The organism is Rodentibacter caecimuris, from assembly GCF_001019715.1.
In the GTDB taxonomy this organism is placed as follows: Bacteria; Pseudomonadota; Gammaproteobacteria; order Enterobacterales; family Pasteurellaceae; genus Rodentibacter; species Rodentibacter caecimuris.
Genome location: NZ_BBXJ01000001.1, coordinates 1435614 through 1451938 on the forward strand (window position 1 = coordinate 1435614; position 16325 = coordinate 1451938).

The 16325-nt window shown below is 38.7% G+C and carries 14 protein-coding genes; 6 read left to right on the forward strand and 8 right to left on the reverse strand.

Annotated elements, in window-relative coordinates; translation table 11 throughout:
- Positions 1-56: 56 nt before the first annotated feature.
- The 3 genes from PNEUHYL_RS07100 to PNEUHYL_RS07110 are packed head-to-tail and all read right to left on the reverse strand — an operon-like array spanning position 57 to position 1418.
- On the reverse strand, positions 57-521 hold the full coding sequence (locus PNEUHYL_RS07100; RefSeq protein WP_059366569.1) for an outer membrane lipoprotein: 465 nt from the start codon (positions 519-521) through the stop codon (positions 57-59).
- Between the two features lie 26 nt (positions 522-547).
- The gene (locus tag PNEUHYL_RS07105; protein ID WP_059366571.1) at positions 548-847 is read right to left on the reverse strand and encodes a hypothetical protein; all 300 of its coding nucleotides are present in this window, start codon (positions 845-847) and stop codon (positions 548-550) included.
- Positions 848-851: 4 nt separating this feature from the next.
- Positions 852-1418, reverse strand: a complete 567-nt coding sequence (locus PNEUHYL_RS07110) for a VOC family protein (protein WP_059366574.1) — start codon at positions 1416-1418, stop codon at positions 852-854.
- Positions 1419-1497: 79 nt separating this feature from the next.
- Between PNEUHYL_RS07110 and argS the strand changes: the two genes are divergently transcribed.
- Positions 1498-3231 (forward strand): arginine--tRNA ligase, encoded by a 1734-nt coding sequence (argS, locus tag PNEUHYL_RS07115; protein ID WP_059366576.1) that lies wholly within the window; start codon positions 1498-1500, stop codon positions 3229-3231.
- A gap of 38 nt (positions 3232-3269) precedes the next feature.
- Here the strand turns inward: argS and PNEUHYL_RS07120 are convergent, their stop codons facing one another.
- From PNEUHYL_RS07120 to proQ, 5 genes are all read right to left on the reverse strand, one after another.
- Complete coding sequence (locus PNEUHYL_RS07120; protein ID WP_059366579.1) at positions 3270-3896, reverse strand: MBL fold metallo-hydrolase; 627 nt, start codon at positions 3894-3896, stop codon at positions 3270-3272.
- Between the two features lie 53 nt (positions 3897-3949).
- Positions 3950-4510, reverse strand: a complete 561-nt coding sequence (mepK, locus tag PNEUHYL_RS07125; RefSeq protein ID WP_059366581.1) for a peptidoglycan L,D-endopeptidase MepK — start codon at positions 4508-4510, stop codon at positions 3950-3952.
- A gap of 74 nt (positions 4511-4584) precedes the next feature.
- The gene (locus PNEUHYL_RS07130) at positions 4585-6048 is read right to left on the reverse strand and encodes a L,D-transpeptidase family protein (RefSeq protein WP_059366582.1); all 1464 of its coding nucleotides are present in this window, start codon (positions 6046-6048) and stop codon (positions 4585-4587) included.
- Positions 6049-6110: 62 nt separating this feature from the next.
- Entirely contained in the window at positions 6111-8186 is a 2076-nt protein-coding gene (gene prc / locus PNEUHYL_RS07135; protein ID WP_059366586.1) for a carboxy terminal-processing peptidase, read from the reverse strand.
- A 34-nt stretch (positions 8187-8220) separates the two neighbouring features.
- Positions 8221-8862, reverse strand: a complete 642-nt coding sequence (gene proQ, locus PNEUHYL_RS07140) for an RNA chaperone ProQ (protein ID WP_059366588.1) — start codon at positions 8860-8862, stop codon at positions 8221-8223.
- A gap of 210 nt (positions 8863-9072) precedes the next feature.
- Here proQ and PNEUHYL_RS07145 point away from each other — a divergent pair, with 210 nt between their 5' ends.
- The 5 genes from PNEUHYL_RS07145 (at position 9073) to potC (ending at position 16225) form a co-directional block, all read left to right on the forward strand.
- On the forward strand, positions 9073-10338 hold the full coding sequence (locus PNEUHYL_RS07145; protein WP_059368839.1) for a paraquat-inducible protein A: 1266 nt from the start codon (positions 9073-9075) through the stop codon (positions 10336-10338).
- Complete coding sequence (locus PNEUHYL_RS07150; RefSeq protein WP_059366590.1) at positions 10313-12988, forward strand: PqiB family protein; 2676 nt, start codon at positions 10313-10315, stop codon at positions 12986-12988. Before PNEUHYL_RS07145 ends, PNEUHYL_RS07150 begins: the two co-directional genes overlap by 26 nt.
- Before the next feature lie 504 nt (positions 12989-13492).
- On the forward strand, positions 13493-14608 hold the full coding sequence (gene potA, locus PNEUHYL_RS07155; protein ID WP_059366591.1) for a spermidine/putrescine ABC transporter ATP-binding protein PotA: 1116 nt from the start codon (positions 13493-13495) through the stop codon (positions 14606-14608).
- A complete protein-coding gene (gene potB, locus PNEUHYL_RS07160) occupies positions 14595-15455 on the forward strand; it encodes a spermidine/putrescine ABC transporter permease PotB (RefSeq protein WP_059366592.1) in 861 nt (286 codons plus the stop codon). The genes potA and potB overlap by 14 nt, the downstream gene beginning before the upstream one ends.
- Positions 15455-16225, forward strand: a complete 771-nt coding sequence (potC, locus tag PNEUHYL_RS07165) for a spermidine/putrescine ABC transporter permease PotC (RefSeq protein ID WP_059366594.1) — start codon at positions 15455-15457, stop codon at positions 16223-16225. The genes potB and potC overlap by 1 nt, the downstream gene beginning before the upstream one ends.
- The last annotated feature ends 100 nt before the right edge of the window (positions 16226-16325 follow it).

Sequence of the window (16325 nt, forward strand, 5' to 3'; positions counted from 1 at the left end):
AACAACTAAAAAAGCGAACATAATGTTCGCTTTTTTCATGGAATAAAATCCATTCATTAGTTAATTACAGAAACATTGAGTGATGAACCGCCAACAATTTGCACTCTTTTCCCAGCGACAAATTTAGGATCTGCTTTTTGCACGACAACAATGCTTTTTCCGTCATCTTTCTTAATTACAAGTTCCACAGCATTTACTTGGCTCGCTTTTTCTTCAACTTTGCTACCAACTATAGCACCGGCAATCGCACCTACAGCCGTAGCGATTGCTTGACCGCGACCACCACCGATTGCACTACCCGCAACACCGCCAAGTACACCACCGCCGACACTACCGATTACGCCCTGATTATCCGCTTGAATTTTTACCGGACGAACAGAAACTAATGTACCATAACTAATTGAACGAGCTTCCTTTGCCTGATCGGCAGAATAAACATCACCGCTAAAAATATCAGTATTCGCACAACCTGTTACACCGAGAGTAACAGCAAGCACTAATGCTACTGCCATTTTTTTCATAATTAACCAACCTTATAACTTATAAATTAAATCGGATTTCTTGGAGACCAAGTAGAAATATTTTTTAAACCGTTTCCATTATCAGACACTTTTACACAAGCTCCCACCACTAAAGTTGAATCATACGCGTGGGTAACTGTTTCTGATTCGCCCTCAACCTTGTAAGAACAATTATTTTTACGAATAGTCAATTGAAGGTTTTCACCTTTCATTTCACTAAAAATTACTTGACCTTTATACGCACTTTCATCTTTTTGGTTATTTGATGAACAAGCTGCCAAACCTAAGCTTAATAAAACGGTCAATGCTAAAGTCATTTTTTTCATTGTGCTAAACCTCGAGTATTTTTTTAATAGAATAAGGGTGAACTTTAATACAAGTATCATTTTCGCTTTTATCGACGAAACTCACTGCAATAGAAGGATTTGCTAAACGTTCCCCTTCAGCTTTAGGTTCACTCACTTTTATTGTTAATTCGGATAATCGTTGCCATAAAAATTGCTTATTGATTCGTTCAACCCAATCTTCAGTCTGCTCATCTGGAAGGAAAGGAACAACAATCTCAATATGCTCCCAAGTTTCTTGAGGATATTGTTTATTTTTAGGAAACGGTAATTCAATAACATCAACAAATTGCCTGGCAAAGGCAAAAGGCTTGTCTAATTGAATTAAATAGATAGACCGACCGTTAATGATGTTACCGGACAAAATTCTACCGCACTTTAATAAATGTGTCAGCCAATTTTTGGCTTTTTGTTCACTATTTACCCGCAAAGCAAGATGATCGATTTCATAATCAGATAAATTAATCTCCATCATATTCGCAAGCTCTTGAATTTTTCGCTCAAACTCCTCTAATTCTTCTTCAAGTTCGATTAGATTTTCGTTTAATTTCATATTCTCCCTTTGAGAAATCAATAAAGAACGCTATCATAATCCATTATTTTTAATATTCAATTTAAACACAGGAAAAAGCGTGAATATCCAATCTATTTTATCCGATAAAATTAAACAAGCGATGATAGCAGCCGGTGCTGACGAATCTTGTGACGCACTCGTACGTCAATCAGGAAAACCTCAATTTGGTGACTACCAAGCAAACGGTATTATGGCTGCCGCAAAAAAAATGAATTTAGCCCCACGTGAATTTGCACAAAGTGTATTAATGAAGGCAAATCTTGCGGATATTGCAGAAAAATTAGAAATTGCCGGTCCCGGTTTTATTAATATTTTCTTAAATCCAAACTGGATTGCAGAACAAATTTCCCACACACTTAACCAATCTAATTTAGGTATTCAAACTCTAGATAAACAAACTGTTGTGATTGACTACTCTTCACCTAACGTAGCTAAAGAAATGCATGTCGGCCACTTGCGCTCAACAATTATTGGCGATGCCGTCGCGCGTACGCTTGAATTTCTAGGACACAAGGTGATTCGTGCCAATCATGTGGGAGACTGGGGAACCCAGTTTGGGATGTTGATTGCTTATCTTGAAAAAATGCAAAACGAAAACGCAAGTGAAATGGAATTGCAGGATTTAGAAGCCTTCTATCGAGAAGCTAAAAAACACTATGATGAAGATGAGCAATTTGCTGAGAAAGCCCGTAATTATGTGGTGAAACTGCAAAGTGGAGACGAATACTGCCGTTCTATGTGGAAACAATTAGTGGACATCACTATGCAGCAGAATCAGCATAATTATGATCGTTTAAACGTGACCTTAACGGAAAAAGATGTAATGGGCGAAAGCCTTTATAATCCAATGTTACCTGGCATTGTCGAGAATTTAAAAAAGCAAGGATTGGCGGTTGAAGACGATGGTGCGCTTGTCGTGTATTTAGATGAATTCAAAAATAAAGAAGGCGAACCGATGGGGGTCATCGTACAGAAAAAAGACGGCGGTTTCCTTTACACGACTACCGACATCGCTGCGGCAAAATATCGTTATGAAACATTGAAAGCCGATCGGGCTTTAGTATTTTCCGATACTCGCCAAAGCCAGCATATGCAACAGGCATGGCTGATTACCCGTAAAGCGGGTTACGTACCTGATAGCTTTTCATTAGAGCACAAAAATTTCGGAATGATGCTCGGTAAAGATGGCAAGCCATTCAAAACCCGTACCGGTGGAACAGTAAAATTGGCAGATTTATTAGATGAAGCCATTGAGCGGGCGACAATATTAATTAACGAAAAAAGCAATAATTTGTCTAATGACGAAAAAGCAGCCGTTGCCGAGGCGGTGGGAATTGGTTCGGTGAAATATGCGGATCTTTCCAAAAACCGTACCACAGATTATGTATTCGATTGGGATAATATGCTCAGTTTTGAAGGCAATACTGCGCCTTATATGCAATATGCCTACACGCGTATTCGTTCAATCTTCAACAAAACTCAGGTGGAATTGACCGCACTTTACAACACTCCGTTAATGCTAATTGATGAAAAAGAGCGTTCCCTTGCTATCAAGCTTTTACAATTTGAAGAAGCGGTGCAAACCGTTGGCAGAGAAGGTACACCTCATGTCCTTTGTGGTTATTTATATGAATTAGCCGGTGCATTTTCTTCGTTCTACGAACACTGCCCAATTCTAAATTCGGAAGATGAAACGGTTAAGTTAAGCCGTTTAAAACTGGCTTTATTAACGGAAAAAACCTTAAAACAAGGGTTAGATTTGCTAGGTATTAAAACCGTTGAAAAAATGTAGTTATTTCAAATAAAGGCACGAAAATGTGCCTTTATTTTTTACTTTAAGAAAGGATTAGTGGCTTTTTCACGTTGAATAGTGGTATAAGGGCCATGACCGGCAATAATGATCATATCATTATGAAGCTTAAATAATTTCTCACGGATAGAAGAAATAAGCTGTTCATGACTCCCTTGAGGAAAATCCGTTCTTCCTACACTGCCCTGAAACAATACATCACCGGTAAAAGCAACTTTTTTCTCTTGCTCAATGAACCCAATATGGCCGGGAGTATGACCGGGTAAGTGCAAAATATCAAATCGAAAATCCCCAATATTAACCACCTCTCCCTCATTCAACCAACGATCCGGTAAAAACGGTTTAATATTTGGTAAACCAAAACGTTCAGCCTGCTCCGGCAGACTATCGAATAGAAACCGATCACTTTCTTGTGAGCCCCAAATTTCGACATTAAAGTGCTGTTTAATCTGCTCGACCGCACCAACATGATCGAGATGGGCATGAGTCAGTAAAATGGCTTTTAAATTTACTCCGAATTTTTCAATTTGCTGAATTAGTTTTTCCGCTTCTCCTCCCGGATCAACAATAGCGGCATTTTTTTCATTATCCCAAATCAAACTACAATTTTGTTGGAAGGGAGTAACGGGAATAATCTCAATATTCATTTTTTTCCTCATAACAAAAACCGCACCAAAGTGCGGTCAATTTTTCAATACTTTTACACGCCCCGCCAAGTTCTTACCGAGCCGGTATCCACATGGATAAAATTGCTACGCGGATAAAATCCTACCCCACCGTTATTCAGTTTTTCTGCCGTCTGTTTGATTTTCACTAATGATGTACCATCAATACGAAAATCCACCGCTTGACCTTTTACATGATAGCTATTGCTTGCAACTCCACGGCTTTGGCGATGACGCATTGCATTGGTAGCCGGAGATCTATAACCACAAATGATCTGAATTTCAGCGGTTTGTAGCCCTAAATTACTTTGAATACGATAAAGTTTCAGAAATAAGTTCGGATCCATTCTGTGAATTTGGTTTGTTCGTTTATCCCGCATAAAATAATCAAGCTTTTTCAGCATTGATGTTGAAAATCCACCCTTTGATGAAAACACGCCACTTAGACGTTCACCAGTATTAACATTGCGAAGTGCCAAAATACGGGGTTTAGCAGTAGAAACCATCGCTAAAACCGTATTAGGCACAATACTTGCACCCAATACGATACCGCCTAGAGATAGCCATTTACGTCGGCTTTGATTAATTTTATTCATTATTTTCTCTCATTTCATTCTTTCGTTTTTCGACTTATAAAGATAAGTCTTAGTTCACTAAAGTGCGGTCAATATTACAAATATTTTTTTACGATATTCCAGTTAATTTCACTGTCGCCAATGACACTATCATATTTGTAAATATCCGGTAGCACTTTAGTTTGACCGTTTTCAACCCATGCCGTGACATAATATAGGAAAACAGGATTATCCGACCGAATACTAGCTGAAGTCGTTTTCTTACTTGCCAAAACACTTTGTTTACGATTATCCGACCAACCGGCTTCTTTTAATAAAATATCGGCAAGTTGGGAGGATTTTTCCACACGAACACATCCTGAACTTAGTGCCCGATCTTTACGCGAGAAAAGACCACGATTCGGTGTATCATGTAAATAAATAGCATCCGAGCTCGGCATATTAAACTTATAATTACCTAATGCGCTATCCCCCGGCGCTTGGCGAATACGGTATGGAAAATTTTTACCGATTTTATTCCAATCAATGGAATAGGGATCAACGCTATTTCCTTTACTATCAAGAATACTATAGCCGTGTGCAGCCGCATAACCCGGATCCCGTCTTAATTTCGGAACAATATCTTCATTAACCAAACGTGTCGGCGCATTCCATGGCGGATTCACAACCACATTACTTAATTTACTGTACATAACCGGTGTACGGCGCTGATCTTTCCCTACAATGACGCGAGATTCTAATACTAGTCGTCCATCGCGATAATATTGCAACTGATAGCTTGGGATATTCACAAAAATACCATTATGAAAATCAGGGATTACCCGCAAACGTTGTGCATTAATCGCTAACTTTTTACCGGTCGGTGTTAAACCCGAACCGGATATCATTGACGACAAAGCTTGAATAGTTTGTCGATAATGTGAATTATCAGTAGATAAACCTTCCACATAAGTTAAAACGTCATTATTTTTAACCGCACTTAACCATTGTTGAATTTGCTCATCACTTGGTGTCTGTGGCTTGTATGAATTAGAAGCATACAGCCAACGTTGCGCCTGCTGGCTCACGTTTTTACTGTAATACATATAGTCTAAAAACGCGTCAGTCAAAAGTACATCATACGTTAGACCACCGTTCTGCTCTGCTTGACTTAAACTCTCCAAAGACTTAGCCGAACGTTTGGAAATACTACTCGCAACCATAGCGGCATATTCCCGCAAAAATTGTTTTTCCGCAGATTTATCTTGCCACAATAAATCATATTTATTATCCGCATAAAGTTTTGCAAGAATAGGTTTAAACTGTAAATTTTGCTCACCGATCTCGTGAGTAAGAGACATCTCAAGCATAGCTTGCTTTTCAGCCGCCAAACGGACTTGATCTTCTTTGATTTCAGCCTCTAATTTAGCCCGTTCTTCAGGGGAAAGTTTCGACATATCAAGCGTCGATAGACGAGGAGGTGAAACCGTCTCTTTAGCCCAATCCGCCAACGCACAACCTGACACCATCATTGATAATGATAAGGCCAGTGCGCTCAACTTAACCATACCTTTTGACATAAGCGTTCCTTTAAAGATTTATAAAACAGACCGCACTTTATTCAAAGAGCGGTCAAAATTTATTATTTTTTTATCACTGATTTATTTGATTCTTGTTGAATATGTGCATTTGGTTTTTCTTGTTTTAAACTCAATTTCACCAAATCCGCCGCCATTTTTTCAGCTTCTTTTAAGAAGAAATCCGGTGCTTCATAATCCTTCGGCAAAGCATCAATATTTTTTAATAATTTCTTCCCTTCGCGTTTAAAACGATCATTGATATTTTTCAAACGTCTCACATCATCACTATCATTTTCGGCTTTACGTTCTTGATAGTTTAAAGACATAAATTTGCGATCACGGCGTTCATCACGAATTTTTAATTCTTCATTCAACGCAATAAACTCAGGTTCTTTCTCAACACGAGCTTGGTGTTTTTTCTCTAATTCTGAAATATATTGGCGAACATTGCCCGTTTCCGAATAAGAGGATGCCGGAATTTTATCCCAAGGCAGTGCATTATCCTCTTTTTCTTCACCATATTCTTTCGCATCAATAATTTCAGGGAACTGAATATCCGCAGAAACGCCTTTCAACTGCGTGGATCCACCATTAATACGGTAAAATTTTTGAATAGTATATTGCAAAATACCTAAAGGAGTTTGATCTAAGTCATAAACAAAATTCAATGAACGGCTTTGCTGTACGGTTCCTTTACCAAAAGTATTTTGTCCAATAACAATACCACGATTGTAATCTTGCATCGCCGCAGCAAAAATTTCTGAAGCAGAAGCACTAAAGCGGTTAATCATAACCAATAATGGCCCTTTATATTGCTCTGCACGATCATCATCTTCGTGCACACGGATACGTTGGTAAGCATCACGAACTTGCACCACAGGACCGTCGGTGATAAATAAACCGCTCAATGCCACCGCTTCAGTCAAGGCTCCGCCTCCGTTCTCACGCAAATCCACAATCAAGCCTTTGACCTGTTTTTTCTCAGCCTGAAGCAATAATTTTTTTACATCTTTCGTTAAACCGATGTAGAAGCTTGGAATTTTAATTATCCCGATATTTTCACCCTCGACTTTCTCAACAGTTAATTTAGCAGCTTGATCTTCAATACGTACTTTATCACGCACGAGGGTAATAATACGTGATTTTCCACCTTTAGCAGGTTCAACCTCAAGACGAACCTTCGTACCTTTTTTGCCTTTAATTTTGTCAACAATATCTTCTAGACGCCAACCAATTATATCCTCGATTTCACCTTTTTCCTGTCCGACACCAATAATTTTATCGCCGGCTTTTAATTTTTTGCTACGCTCCGCCGGTGCACCGGGAACAAGCGACTTAATGCTGGTTTCATCATCCTCTGATTGCAGTGTTGCACCGATCCCCTCTAATGAAAGATTCATACTTTCGTTAAAGCTTTTTGCGGTACGTGGTGAAAGATAACTGGTATGCGGATCAATTTCGCGTGCAAAAGCATTTAGATACACCTGAACAATATCATCCGCTTTCGTTTGCGTTAAACGGCGAATTGCTAAATTATAGCGTTTTGCCAGTTTGTTTTTAATTTCCGACCATTTTTTATCTTTTAGTTTTAAATTAATTACATCATTTTTTACACGTTCTTCCCAAAGACGGTTTGCTTCTTCTTCCGTTTTAGGAAAATCCGCTTTTTCACGATCAATTTCAATTTGATCTTTACCGTTTAAATTCGGTTCTTTATCTAACAATGAAAGTGCATAGACATAACGTTCGTAACGACGTTTCATCATTAAATCATAAATTGCAAAGGCGGCTGAAAGATCACCTTGGTTTAACTGATCATCCAACCGCGTACCGTATTTCTGACGTAATTCATCGATATCCGATTGTAGAAAAGTATTCCGACTATAATCCAAACTTTTGATATAACGATCAAATATCTTCTCTGAAAAAGCATCATCAAGTTGAAATTTTCGATAATGAGACTGTGTTAAGCGCGTTGTCGCACGTTTTGTCGCCAACAGATTTTCTTCCGTTGCTGAAGGAATCTGAATATCGCTTAACTTCAACTTAGATTCGACAGCAAACCCCAAATTGGAGTGAAGGAACAATGCACTTAATATAGCAGTAGCTAAAATACTTTTGGTCATTATCAATTTCATTTAATCTTTTCCCGATAAAATATCAATATTGCGATTAGGCGAATAAACGATCAGACGTGATATTCATTACTAAGCCATTTTCAAGTTCTACACGTGCCGAATCTTTTAATACTTCAACAACAATGCCTTTCTTAGCACGATCGCCTACTTTTACTTTAACAGCCGCACCTTTAGAAAGTGTGGATAAATCAACCGCACTTAATTCAACTTTTGGTTTACGCACTGACTTCAAATTATTTTGGCGACGCGGTTGGCGTTTTTGTTGCGCTTTTTTTGCCACCAATTCCGCTTTGCGTTTCTCAGCAAATTTTGCTTTTGCTTCAGCAAGTTGCTCTGCCGCATGTGCAACATGTTCAGCGTCCAGTACACCCGCCGGATTACCATACAAATCCACACGTTCTGCCCCTTCACGACAGCCGTGTAAATAACGCCAGTTGGATGTATATTGGCGAAGCGCATGGCGTAATTGCGTTTTACTTACCCGCTCATCTTCCTTTAAGGCTTCGACTAAATCTTGGAACAAACCGATTTTTAACGGTTTTGCCTCACCTTCTAAAATAAAGCAAAGTGGAAATTTTTCCGCTAAATAAGCAATAATTTCCTTATTGTTTGTCAGTTTTTGTGGGTTTGATGATGTTTTTTCAGTTTGTTGAACATCAAGTTGGGCATCTGTCATTTTTTGTCCTAGGATTGAAATAAAAAACTTGCGTAGTTTATCGCACTTTTATAAGGATTGACAATGTTCCAAACAAGTTTAGAGAACAAGTTATTTGTTACGCTATCAATTTAAATAAACGTTTGTTCATTTAAACTTCACAAATACAGAGGAATAAGGATAGAATAGTCAATCTTTTTTGACCGCACTTTGTACAGCAAAAATATTATTATGGCGACTACACCGAATCTTGCAAACATTCACAATAAAATCACTCGTTGCAGTGAATGCGATAAAGTCGTCTCGGTACCTTATCCGTTGCCCGAAAATGAACATGCAGAGTGCCCTCGTTGTCATCATGTATTAAATACAACAAATCGTTGGTCGTTACATCGCTGTGCGATGATTGCACTCTCAATTCTTATTTTAATGCCCTTTGCCTTAAAATTCCCTCTATTAAGCATTGATTTACTCGGTGTAAAAGTGAGTGCCTCTGTATGGGAAGGAATTTGGAAAATGGCGACTGCGGGCTACCAGTACACCGCTTTTTTGGTATTTATTTGTGCCGTCTTAATGCCGATTTCTTTCGCTCTCTTGGTTTTAATGTTATGGTTCGCTAAGTTACTTAATATGCGTCCACGTAATGTGTTACTTTTTTTAAGCTATATTAAGCCCTGGGTGATGTTTGATGTTTATCTCGTAGCACTCGGTGTATCAATGTTTAAAGTGCGCGAATATGCTGCATTGGAAATTGATGTCTATTTACTAGCGTTTATATTTACCGCTCTTTTAACCACATTATTATTTATCAAAATTAATCTGAACGAACTATGGGACGAATTTTACCCCGAACACAAGAAAATGCTTTCATCAACAGAAGATAAAACTGAATTATGCACCGCTTGCAATTATTCGTTTCCTCATTCAGACATAAAACAGATAAATAACCGGCATATTTGCCCTCGTTGTGACTCACATTTAGATCTCCCCGAGTCAATAAAATTACAGCGTACTTGGGCAACCTTGATTGCCGGTATTATTATGCTTTTTCCAGCAAACCTATTGCCAATATCCGGTGTTTATCTGACCGGTGTTTTAAGCGAGGATACATTGATGTCCGGTGTAATTTCATTTATTGAAATGAAAAGCTATTTTGTTGCCTTTGTTGTATTTTTTGCCAGTATTTTTGTGCCAATTAGTAAAATTTTAATTATGCTCTATCTACTTGCCTGCGTTCACTTTAACTGGCAACACTCTATTAAATGGCAAATACGTTTATTACATATCGTACACTTTATCGGACGTTGGTCCATGCTTGATTTATTCGTTCTTGCGTTAATGATGTCACTTGTCACGCGGGGGCAGATTATTAATTTTACAGTGGGGCCGGCAGCTTTTTACTTTGGTGCAGCTGTATTTCTCACAATGATTTCAACCTCACAATTCGATAGCCGACTTATTTGGAAAATTTATGACCGAAAAACAACAACCGAATAATGAACATTCAACGAATCACACTATAAACGTTGATTCGCAATATAAAACGATTCAAGCCGTTTTACGTAAAAACCGAAAAGTTTCTCCCTTTTGGTTGTTACCTTTTATTGCCCTTTGTATCGGTGCAATTCTTTTCTTCCAAATTATTGAAGAACAAGGTAAAACAATCAAGATTACGTTTACAAACGGATCCGGTTTAGTCGCTGATAAGACACCGATTCGCTATCAAGGACTACAAATCGGTGTCGTCAAGAAAGTCAACTTTACCGATAATATGCAAAAAGTCGAAGTCATTGCCAATATCTACCCTGAAGCGACCGGAGTACTGCGTGAAAATACAAAATTCTGGGTAGTACAACCAAGCGTCTCGCTTGCCGGTATTTCAGGCTTGGATTCTCTCGTTTCGGGAAACTATATTACGCTACAACCAGGAGACGGCGATACTGAAGATCAATTTATTGCCCAAGAAAAAGGCCCTATCGCCCAAGTTTCTCCCGGTGATTTGTTAATTCATTTGGTTGCCGATGATTTAGGATCAATTTCTATCGGCTCTTCCGTCTATTTCAAAAAATTACCTGTTGGTAAAATTTATGATTATCGCTTTAATGAAAATAATAAAGTTGAAATTGATGTCGTCATTGGCAAAGAATATACGCATTTTGTGAAAAAGGACTCACGCTTTTGGAATATCAGTGGCGTGACCGCAAATATTAGTCCGTCCGGTTTAAACTTCAGTATGGAGAGTCTCAATGCCGTTGTACAAGGTGCCGTTTCTTTTGATTCACCGGTAAACAGTGCAAATGCAACCGAAAATACAATCTATACACTCTACTCAAGCTTACAAGAGGCTAAACGTGGCATTGAAGTCCGTATCACGCTACCAAATGTTGCCGGTTTAGAAGCTGGCCGTACAGATGTCTATTTTCAAGAACACAAAGTTGGCGTACTTTCAGCACTCACTGTTGATGAAAATAATGAAGGTATGCTAAAAGGTACGTTACTTGTTGATCCGAACCAAATAAATTTATTAAAAACCCATACCCATATTATTTTTCGTAACAAAAAACCGAGTTTGGCTGATTTAGCCGATCCACAACGTTTTTTCCGAGGCGATTACTTTGAAATCATTCCGGGTGATGGAACAGAAAAATTGCAATTTGATGTGGTTAAAGAAAACGAATTACTGTTAAAAGCACCAAACACGCTGGTAATTAAACTCACCGCGCCGGAAAGCTACGGTGTATCGGAAGGGCAATCCGTTTATTACAACAATATTGCAATTGGTGAAATTGTTAAACAACAAATTAACGTAGAAGGTGTCGAATACCAAGTGGCTATTGGTTCCGCATATCGGAATTTAATTAACCCAAATACGCTTTTTGTCGCGGCCTCAAACTTCGATGTCAATTTAGGCATAGACGGGGTTCGTTTTGAATCCGCCCATCCGGAAAAATGGCTACAAGGGGGCATTCGTATTATTGCGAAAAAAGGCTTAGGCAATGCACTCAAAACTTACCCGCTTTACAAAAATACACAAAATGCGGAATCCGGCATTACCGGCAATTTAGTCGAACCTGATATTACGTTAAAAACTTCAACGTTACCAAGTATCAGTAAAGGCTCTCTCATACTGTATCATCAATATGAAGTAGGTAAAATTACCAATATTCAACCTCAAACAAACCATTTTAATGTGGATGTTTATATTTATCCGCCTTATAAACATTTATTAACGGATAAAAGTATCTTCTGGGTAGAAAGTGCCGCCCAAGTGGATATTACTCCGAAAGGTATTAGTATTCAGGCAACACCGATTGCCCGCTCGTTAAAAGGAGCAATTAGTTTTGATAACAGCGGTTCAGGAAAAAATAACACATTGTATCCAAATGAGCTGCGGGCAAAATCTGCCGGGCAAGTAATCACTCTGACCGCAGATGATGCAACAAATTTGAGCAAAGGTATGAGCTTACGCTATCTAGGATTGTCTATTGGTGAAGTTGAAAGTATTACGTTAGATCCGAAATCACACAAAATTACCGCAAAAGCCCTTATCAACCCTAATTATATGGGCATGATTGCTAAAGAAGGGGCAACCTTTAAGATTATTTCACCGCAGATTTCAGCTGGAGCAATTGAAAACTTAGATAGTTTATTACAGCCCTATATCGATGTGGAAGTCGGAAAAGGAAAAGCTAAAACACAATTTAATCTTGCACAAACTTCGCCGAGCCGTAATAAATATAGCAACGGCGTACCGTTTATTCTCGAAACCAATGATGCGATGAATTTAACGGAAGGTTCACCTGTGCTTTATCGTGGTGTCGAAGTTGGATCGATACGTAAATTTGATCTCAATGATTTAGGTGATCGCGTGCTTATTCATATTGCGATCACACCGAAATACCAACATTTAGTACGTAAAAATTCTGAATTTTGGGTATCGTCCGGCTATGACTTCAGTTTAGGCTGGAAAGGAGCGGAATTTAACACCGGTAGCGTTCAACAACTACTGAAAGGCGGCATTTCATTTTCTACCCCGTCAGGTACAGTTGTTCAACCACAAGCCTCGGTAAATCAGCGTTTTTTATTACAAATTAAACGCCCTGTAAAAGCACCTGATTGGAGCTCGGGAGCACTCCCTAATCAATAAAAACGACGAAAAATTTAACCGCACTTTTGATGGGGTAATCAAAGTGCGGTTATTTTTTCTGCTCTTTTCAAAATGCATAAAAAAATCCCCTGCTGAAACAGGGGATAAAAAAGGAATTTATGAATAAAATCTCTAAAGTTTAGCTTTATCAAAAGGAATCTCGATAAAACGCTAGCGATTATATTTACATATCTTTACAAAAGCAAGGCAAAAATTTACATTTCTCTTGATATTAGTTATTCAGACATATTTCTGCTATAAATTTCAGCAAAACGCCCATCAATTAGTGAAAAAATCAACTCATAAAACAGAAAGTGCGATAGATTTTTCACCTTCTTTTGAACGCGGTAATTTTTTTTATGTTCAAGTGTATGAAATCCTTTTCATTATTAACAATTCGCTATATCATAGGCGCTTGTTTTTATGTCGCCCCTGCAACTTTGCAGGTCTTTATTTCTACTCAGTACCAACTTATTGGTGAAATTAGGGAGAAAACCAAAGCTAGTGGAAAATCCGGTTCAAAACAAGCCTATCATTGAGCTTCGTTCAGTCAAAAAATCTTACGGTTCTAACACCATCATTAACGATTTTAACTTAACCATTAATAACGGTGAATTTGTCACTATTCTTGGCCCTTCCGGTTGTGGTAAAACAACAGTTTTGCGCTTATTGGCAGGCCTAGAGGAACTAGATTCCGGTCATATTATTCTGGACGGTGAAGACATTACCAATGTCCCTGCAGAAAAACGCCACATTAATACGGTTTTTCAAAGTTATGCGCTGTTCCCACATATGACCATTTTTGAAAACGTGGCTTTCGGCTTACGTATGCAAAAAGTACCCGAGGCTGAAATCAAACCGCGTGTGTTGGAAGCCTTGCGTATGGTTCAGTTGGAAGAGATGGCAGATCGTAAACCGACCCAATTATCAGGCGGTCAACAGCAACGTATCGCTATTGCCCGTGCAGTGGTTAATAAACCGAAAGTATTATTATTGGATGAATCATTATCTGCTTTGGATTATAAATTACGTAAACAAATGCAATACGAACTTAAGGTATTGCAACGCCAATTGGGAATTACCTTTATTTTCGTCACCCACGATCAAGAAGAAGCGATCACTATGTCCGATCGCATCGTGTTGTTACGTAAAGGGAAAATCGCCCAAGACGGTTCGCCACGAGAGATTTATGAAGAACCGGCAAACTTATTTGTCGCACGTTTCATTGGTGAAATTAACGTCTTTAATGCAACCGTAATTGAACGTAAATCCGAGAACGTGGTACTGGCAAATGTAGAAGGTCGTGTCTGTGATATCTATACCGATATGCCGGTAGAAAAAGATCAAAAACTTCAAGTTCTCCTTCGTCCTGAAGATATTGTGATTGAAGAACTTGATGAAAACGAACAATCTAAGGCAATTATCGGCCATATTATTGACCGCACTTATAAAGGTATGACATTAGAATCTACCGTAGAATTTGACCATAACGGTATGCGTGTACTTGTGAGCGAATTCTTTAACGAAGATGATCCTCATATGGATCACAGCGTCGGACAACGTGTGGGCGTTACATGGCACGAAGGTTGGGAGGTTGTACTCAACGATGAAGATAATTAATAACAAATTTCAGAAAATTACTGTTGCAATTATCTTCGCTTGGCTAATCTTCTTTGTGCTGATTCCAAACCTATTGGTATTAGCGGTAAGTTTTTTAACCCGAGATGGTAGCAACTTCTACACTTTGCCGTTTAACTTTGATAACTACATCAACCTGTTCAACCCGCTTTATGCGCAGGTGGTGTGGAATTCCTTGTATATGTCCGGCATTGCAACGATTATTTGCTTACTGATTGGCTATCCGTTCGCCTTTATGGTCAGCAAAATTCACCCGAAATACCGACCGCTCTTATTGTTTCTTGTGGTATTACCATTTTGGACAAACTCGTTGATCCGTATTTATGGAATGAAAATCTTCCTCGGTGTGAAAGGCGTACTGAATACTATGCTAATGGAAATGGGGATTTTGAGCGAGCCGATTCGTATTTTGAATACGGAAGTTGCGGTTATTATCGGTTTAGTTTATCTACTTCTACCGTTTATGATTCTTCCGCTCTACTCTGCCATTGAAAAATTAGACGGACGTTTACTTGAAGCCGCAAAAGACTTAGGCGCAAATGCATTCCAACGTTTCTTCCGTGTTATTTTGCCATTAACCATGCCGGGTATTGTTGCCGGTTGTTTATTAGTACTATTACCGGCAATGGGAATGTTCTATGTAGCGGATTTATTAGGCGGAGCGAAAGTCTTGTTAGTAGGGAACGTCATTAAGAGCGAATTCTTGATTTCCCGTAACTGGCCGTTCGGTTCTGCAATTAGTATCGGTTTAACGATTTTGATGGCATTGCTTATCTTCGTTTACTATCGTGCAAATAAACTACTAAATAAAAAAGTGGAGTTGGAATAATGAGCCGTTTACTACGTAATATCTTTATATTTGTGGTATACGCTTATTTGTATATCCCAATCATCATTTTGGTAACCAATTCTTTCAATGCCGACCGCTACGGTTTGAGTTGGAAAGGATTTAGTTGGAACTGGTACGAGCGTTTATTCAATAACGATACCTTAATTCAAGCGGCGATCCATTCGGTAACCATCGCATTTTTTGCCGCCACCTTAGCAACCATTGTGGGTGGCTTAACCGCAATCGCATTGTATCGTTATCGTTTCCGCGGTAAACAAGCGGTAAGCGGTATGTTATTTATTGTGATGATGTCGCCGGATATCGTTATGGCCGTGTCTTTGTTGGCATTGTTTATGGTTGTAGGGATTTCATTAGGTTTTTGGTCATTACTCTTGGCACACGTTACCTTCTGTTTACCTTATGTTACCGTAACAATTTTCTCCCGCTTAAACGGATTTGATTCCAAAATGCTGGAGGCAGCAAAAGACTTGGGAGCGAGCGAAGTAACGATTTTACGCAAAATCATTATTCCGCTTGCCTTACCTGCAATCGTTTCAGGTTGGCTATTAAGTTTCACCATCTCACTGGATGATGTTGTGGTTTCCTCATTTGTGAGTGGTGTCAGCTATGAAATTTTACCGTTACGTATCTTCTCATTGGTAAAAACCGGCGTAACACCTGAAGTCAATGCACTGGCAACCATCATGATTGTGCTTTCATTAGCACTGGTAATTTTAAGCCAACTCATTACTCGTAAAAATAATTACTAAGACATAATAAAAGGTTTCACAAACCTTTTAATATCAAATAGAATACGCCTTGACGCACAATCAAGGCGTTTTTTTATACCTACAATTCCTGTAGGTGGTT

Excerpts from the sequence above, each read along its gene's own strand:
- PNEUHYL_RS07100 (WP_059366569.1), bottom strand. The coding sequence starts at position 521 with ATGAAAAAAATGGCAGTAGCATTAGTGCTTGCTGTTACTCTCGGTGTA.
- PNEUHYL_RS07105 (WP_059366571.1), bottom strand. The coding sequence starts at position 847 with ATGAAAAAAATGACTTTAGCATTGACCGTTTTATTAAGCTTAGGTTTG.
- PNEUHYL_RS07110 (WP_059366574.1), bottom strand. The coding sequence starts at position 1,418 with ATGAAATTAAACGAAAATCTAATCGAACTTGAAGAAGAATTAGAGGAG.
- PNEUHYL_RS07120 (WP_059366579.1), bottom strand. The coding sequence starts at position 3,896 with ATGAATATTGAGATTATTCCCGTTACTCCCTTCCAACAAAATTGTAGT.
- mepK (WP_059366581.1), bottom strand. The coding sequence starts at position 4,510 with ATGAATAAAATTAATCAAAGCCGACGTAAATGGCTATCTCTAGGCGGT.
- PNEUHYL_RS07130 (WP_059366582.1), bottom strand. The coding sequence starts at position 6,048 with ATGTCAAAAGGTATGGTTAAGTTGAGCGCACTGGCCTTATCATTATCA.
- prc (WP_059366586.1), bottom strand. The coding sequence starts at position 8,186 with ATGAAATTGATAATGACCAAAAGTATTTTAGCTACTGCTATATTAAGT.
- proQ (WP_059366588.1), bottom strand. The coding sequence starts at position 8,862 with ATGACAGATGCCCAACTTGATGTTCAACAAACTGAAAAAACATCATCA.
- PNEUHYL_RS07145 (WP_059368839.1), top strand. The coding sequence starts at position 9,073 with ATGGCGACTACACCGAATCTTGCAAACATTCACAATAAAATCACTCGT.
- PNEUHYL_RS07150 (WP_059366590.1), top strand. The coding sequence starts at position 10,313 with ATGACCGAAAAACAACAACCGAATAATGAACATTCAACGAATCACACT.
- potB (WP_059366592.1), top strand. The coding sequence starts at position 14,595 with ATGAAGATAATTAATAACAAATTTCAGAAAATTACTGTTGCAATTATC.
- potC (WP_059366594.1), top strand. The coding sequence starts at position 15,455 with ATGAGCCGTTTACTACGTAATATCTTTATATTTGTGGTATACGCTTAT.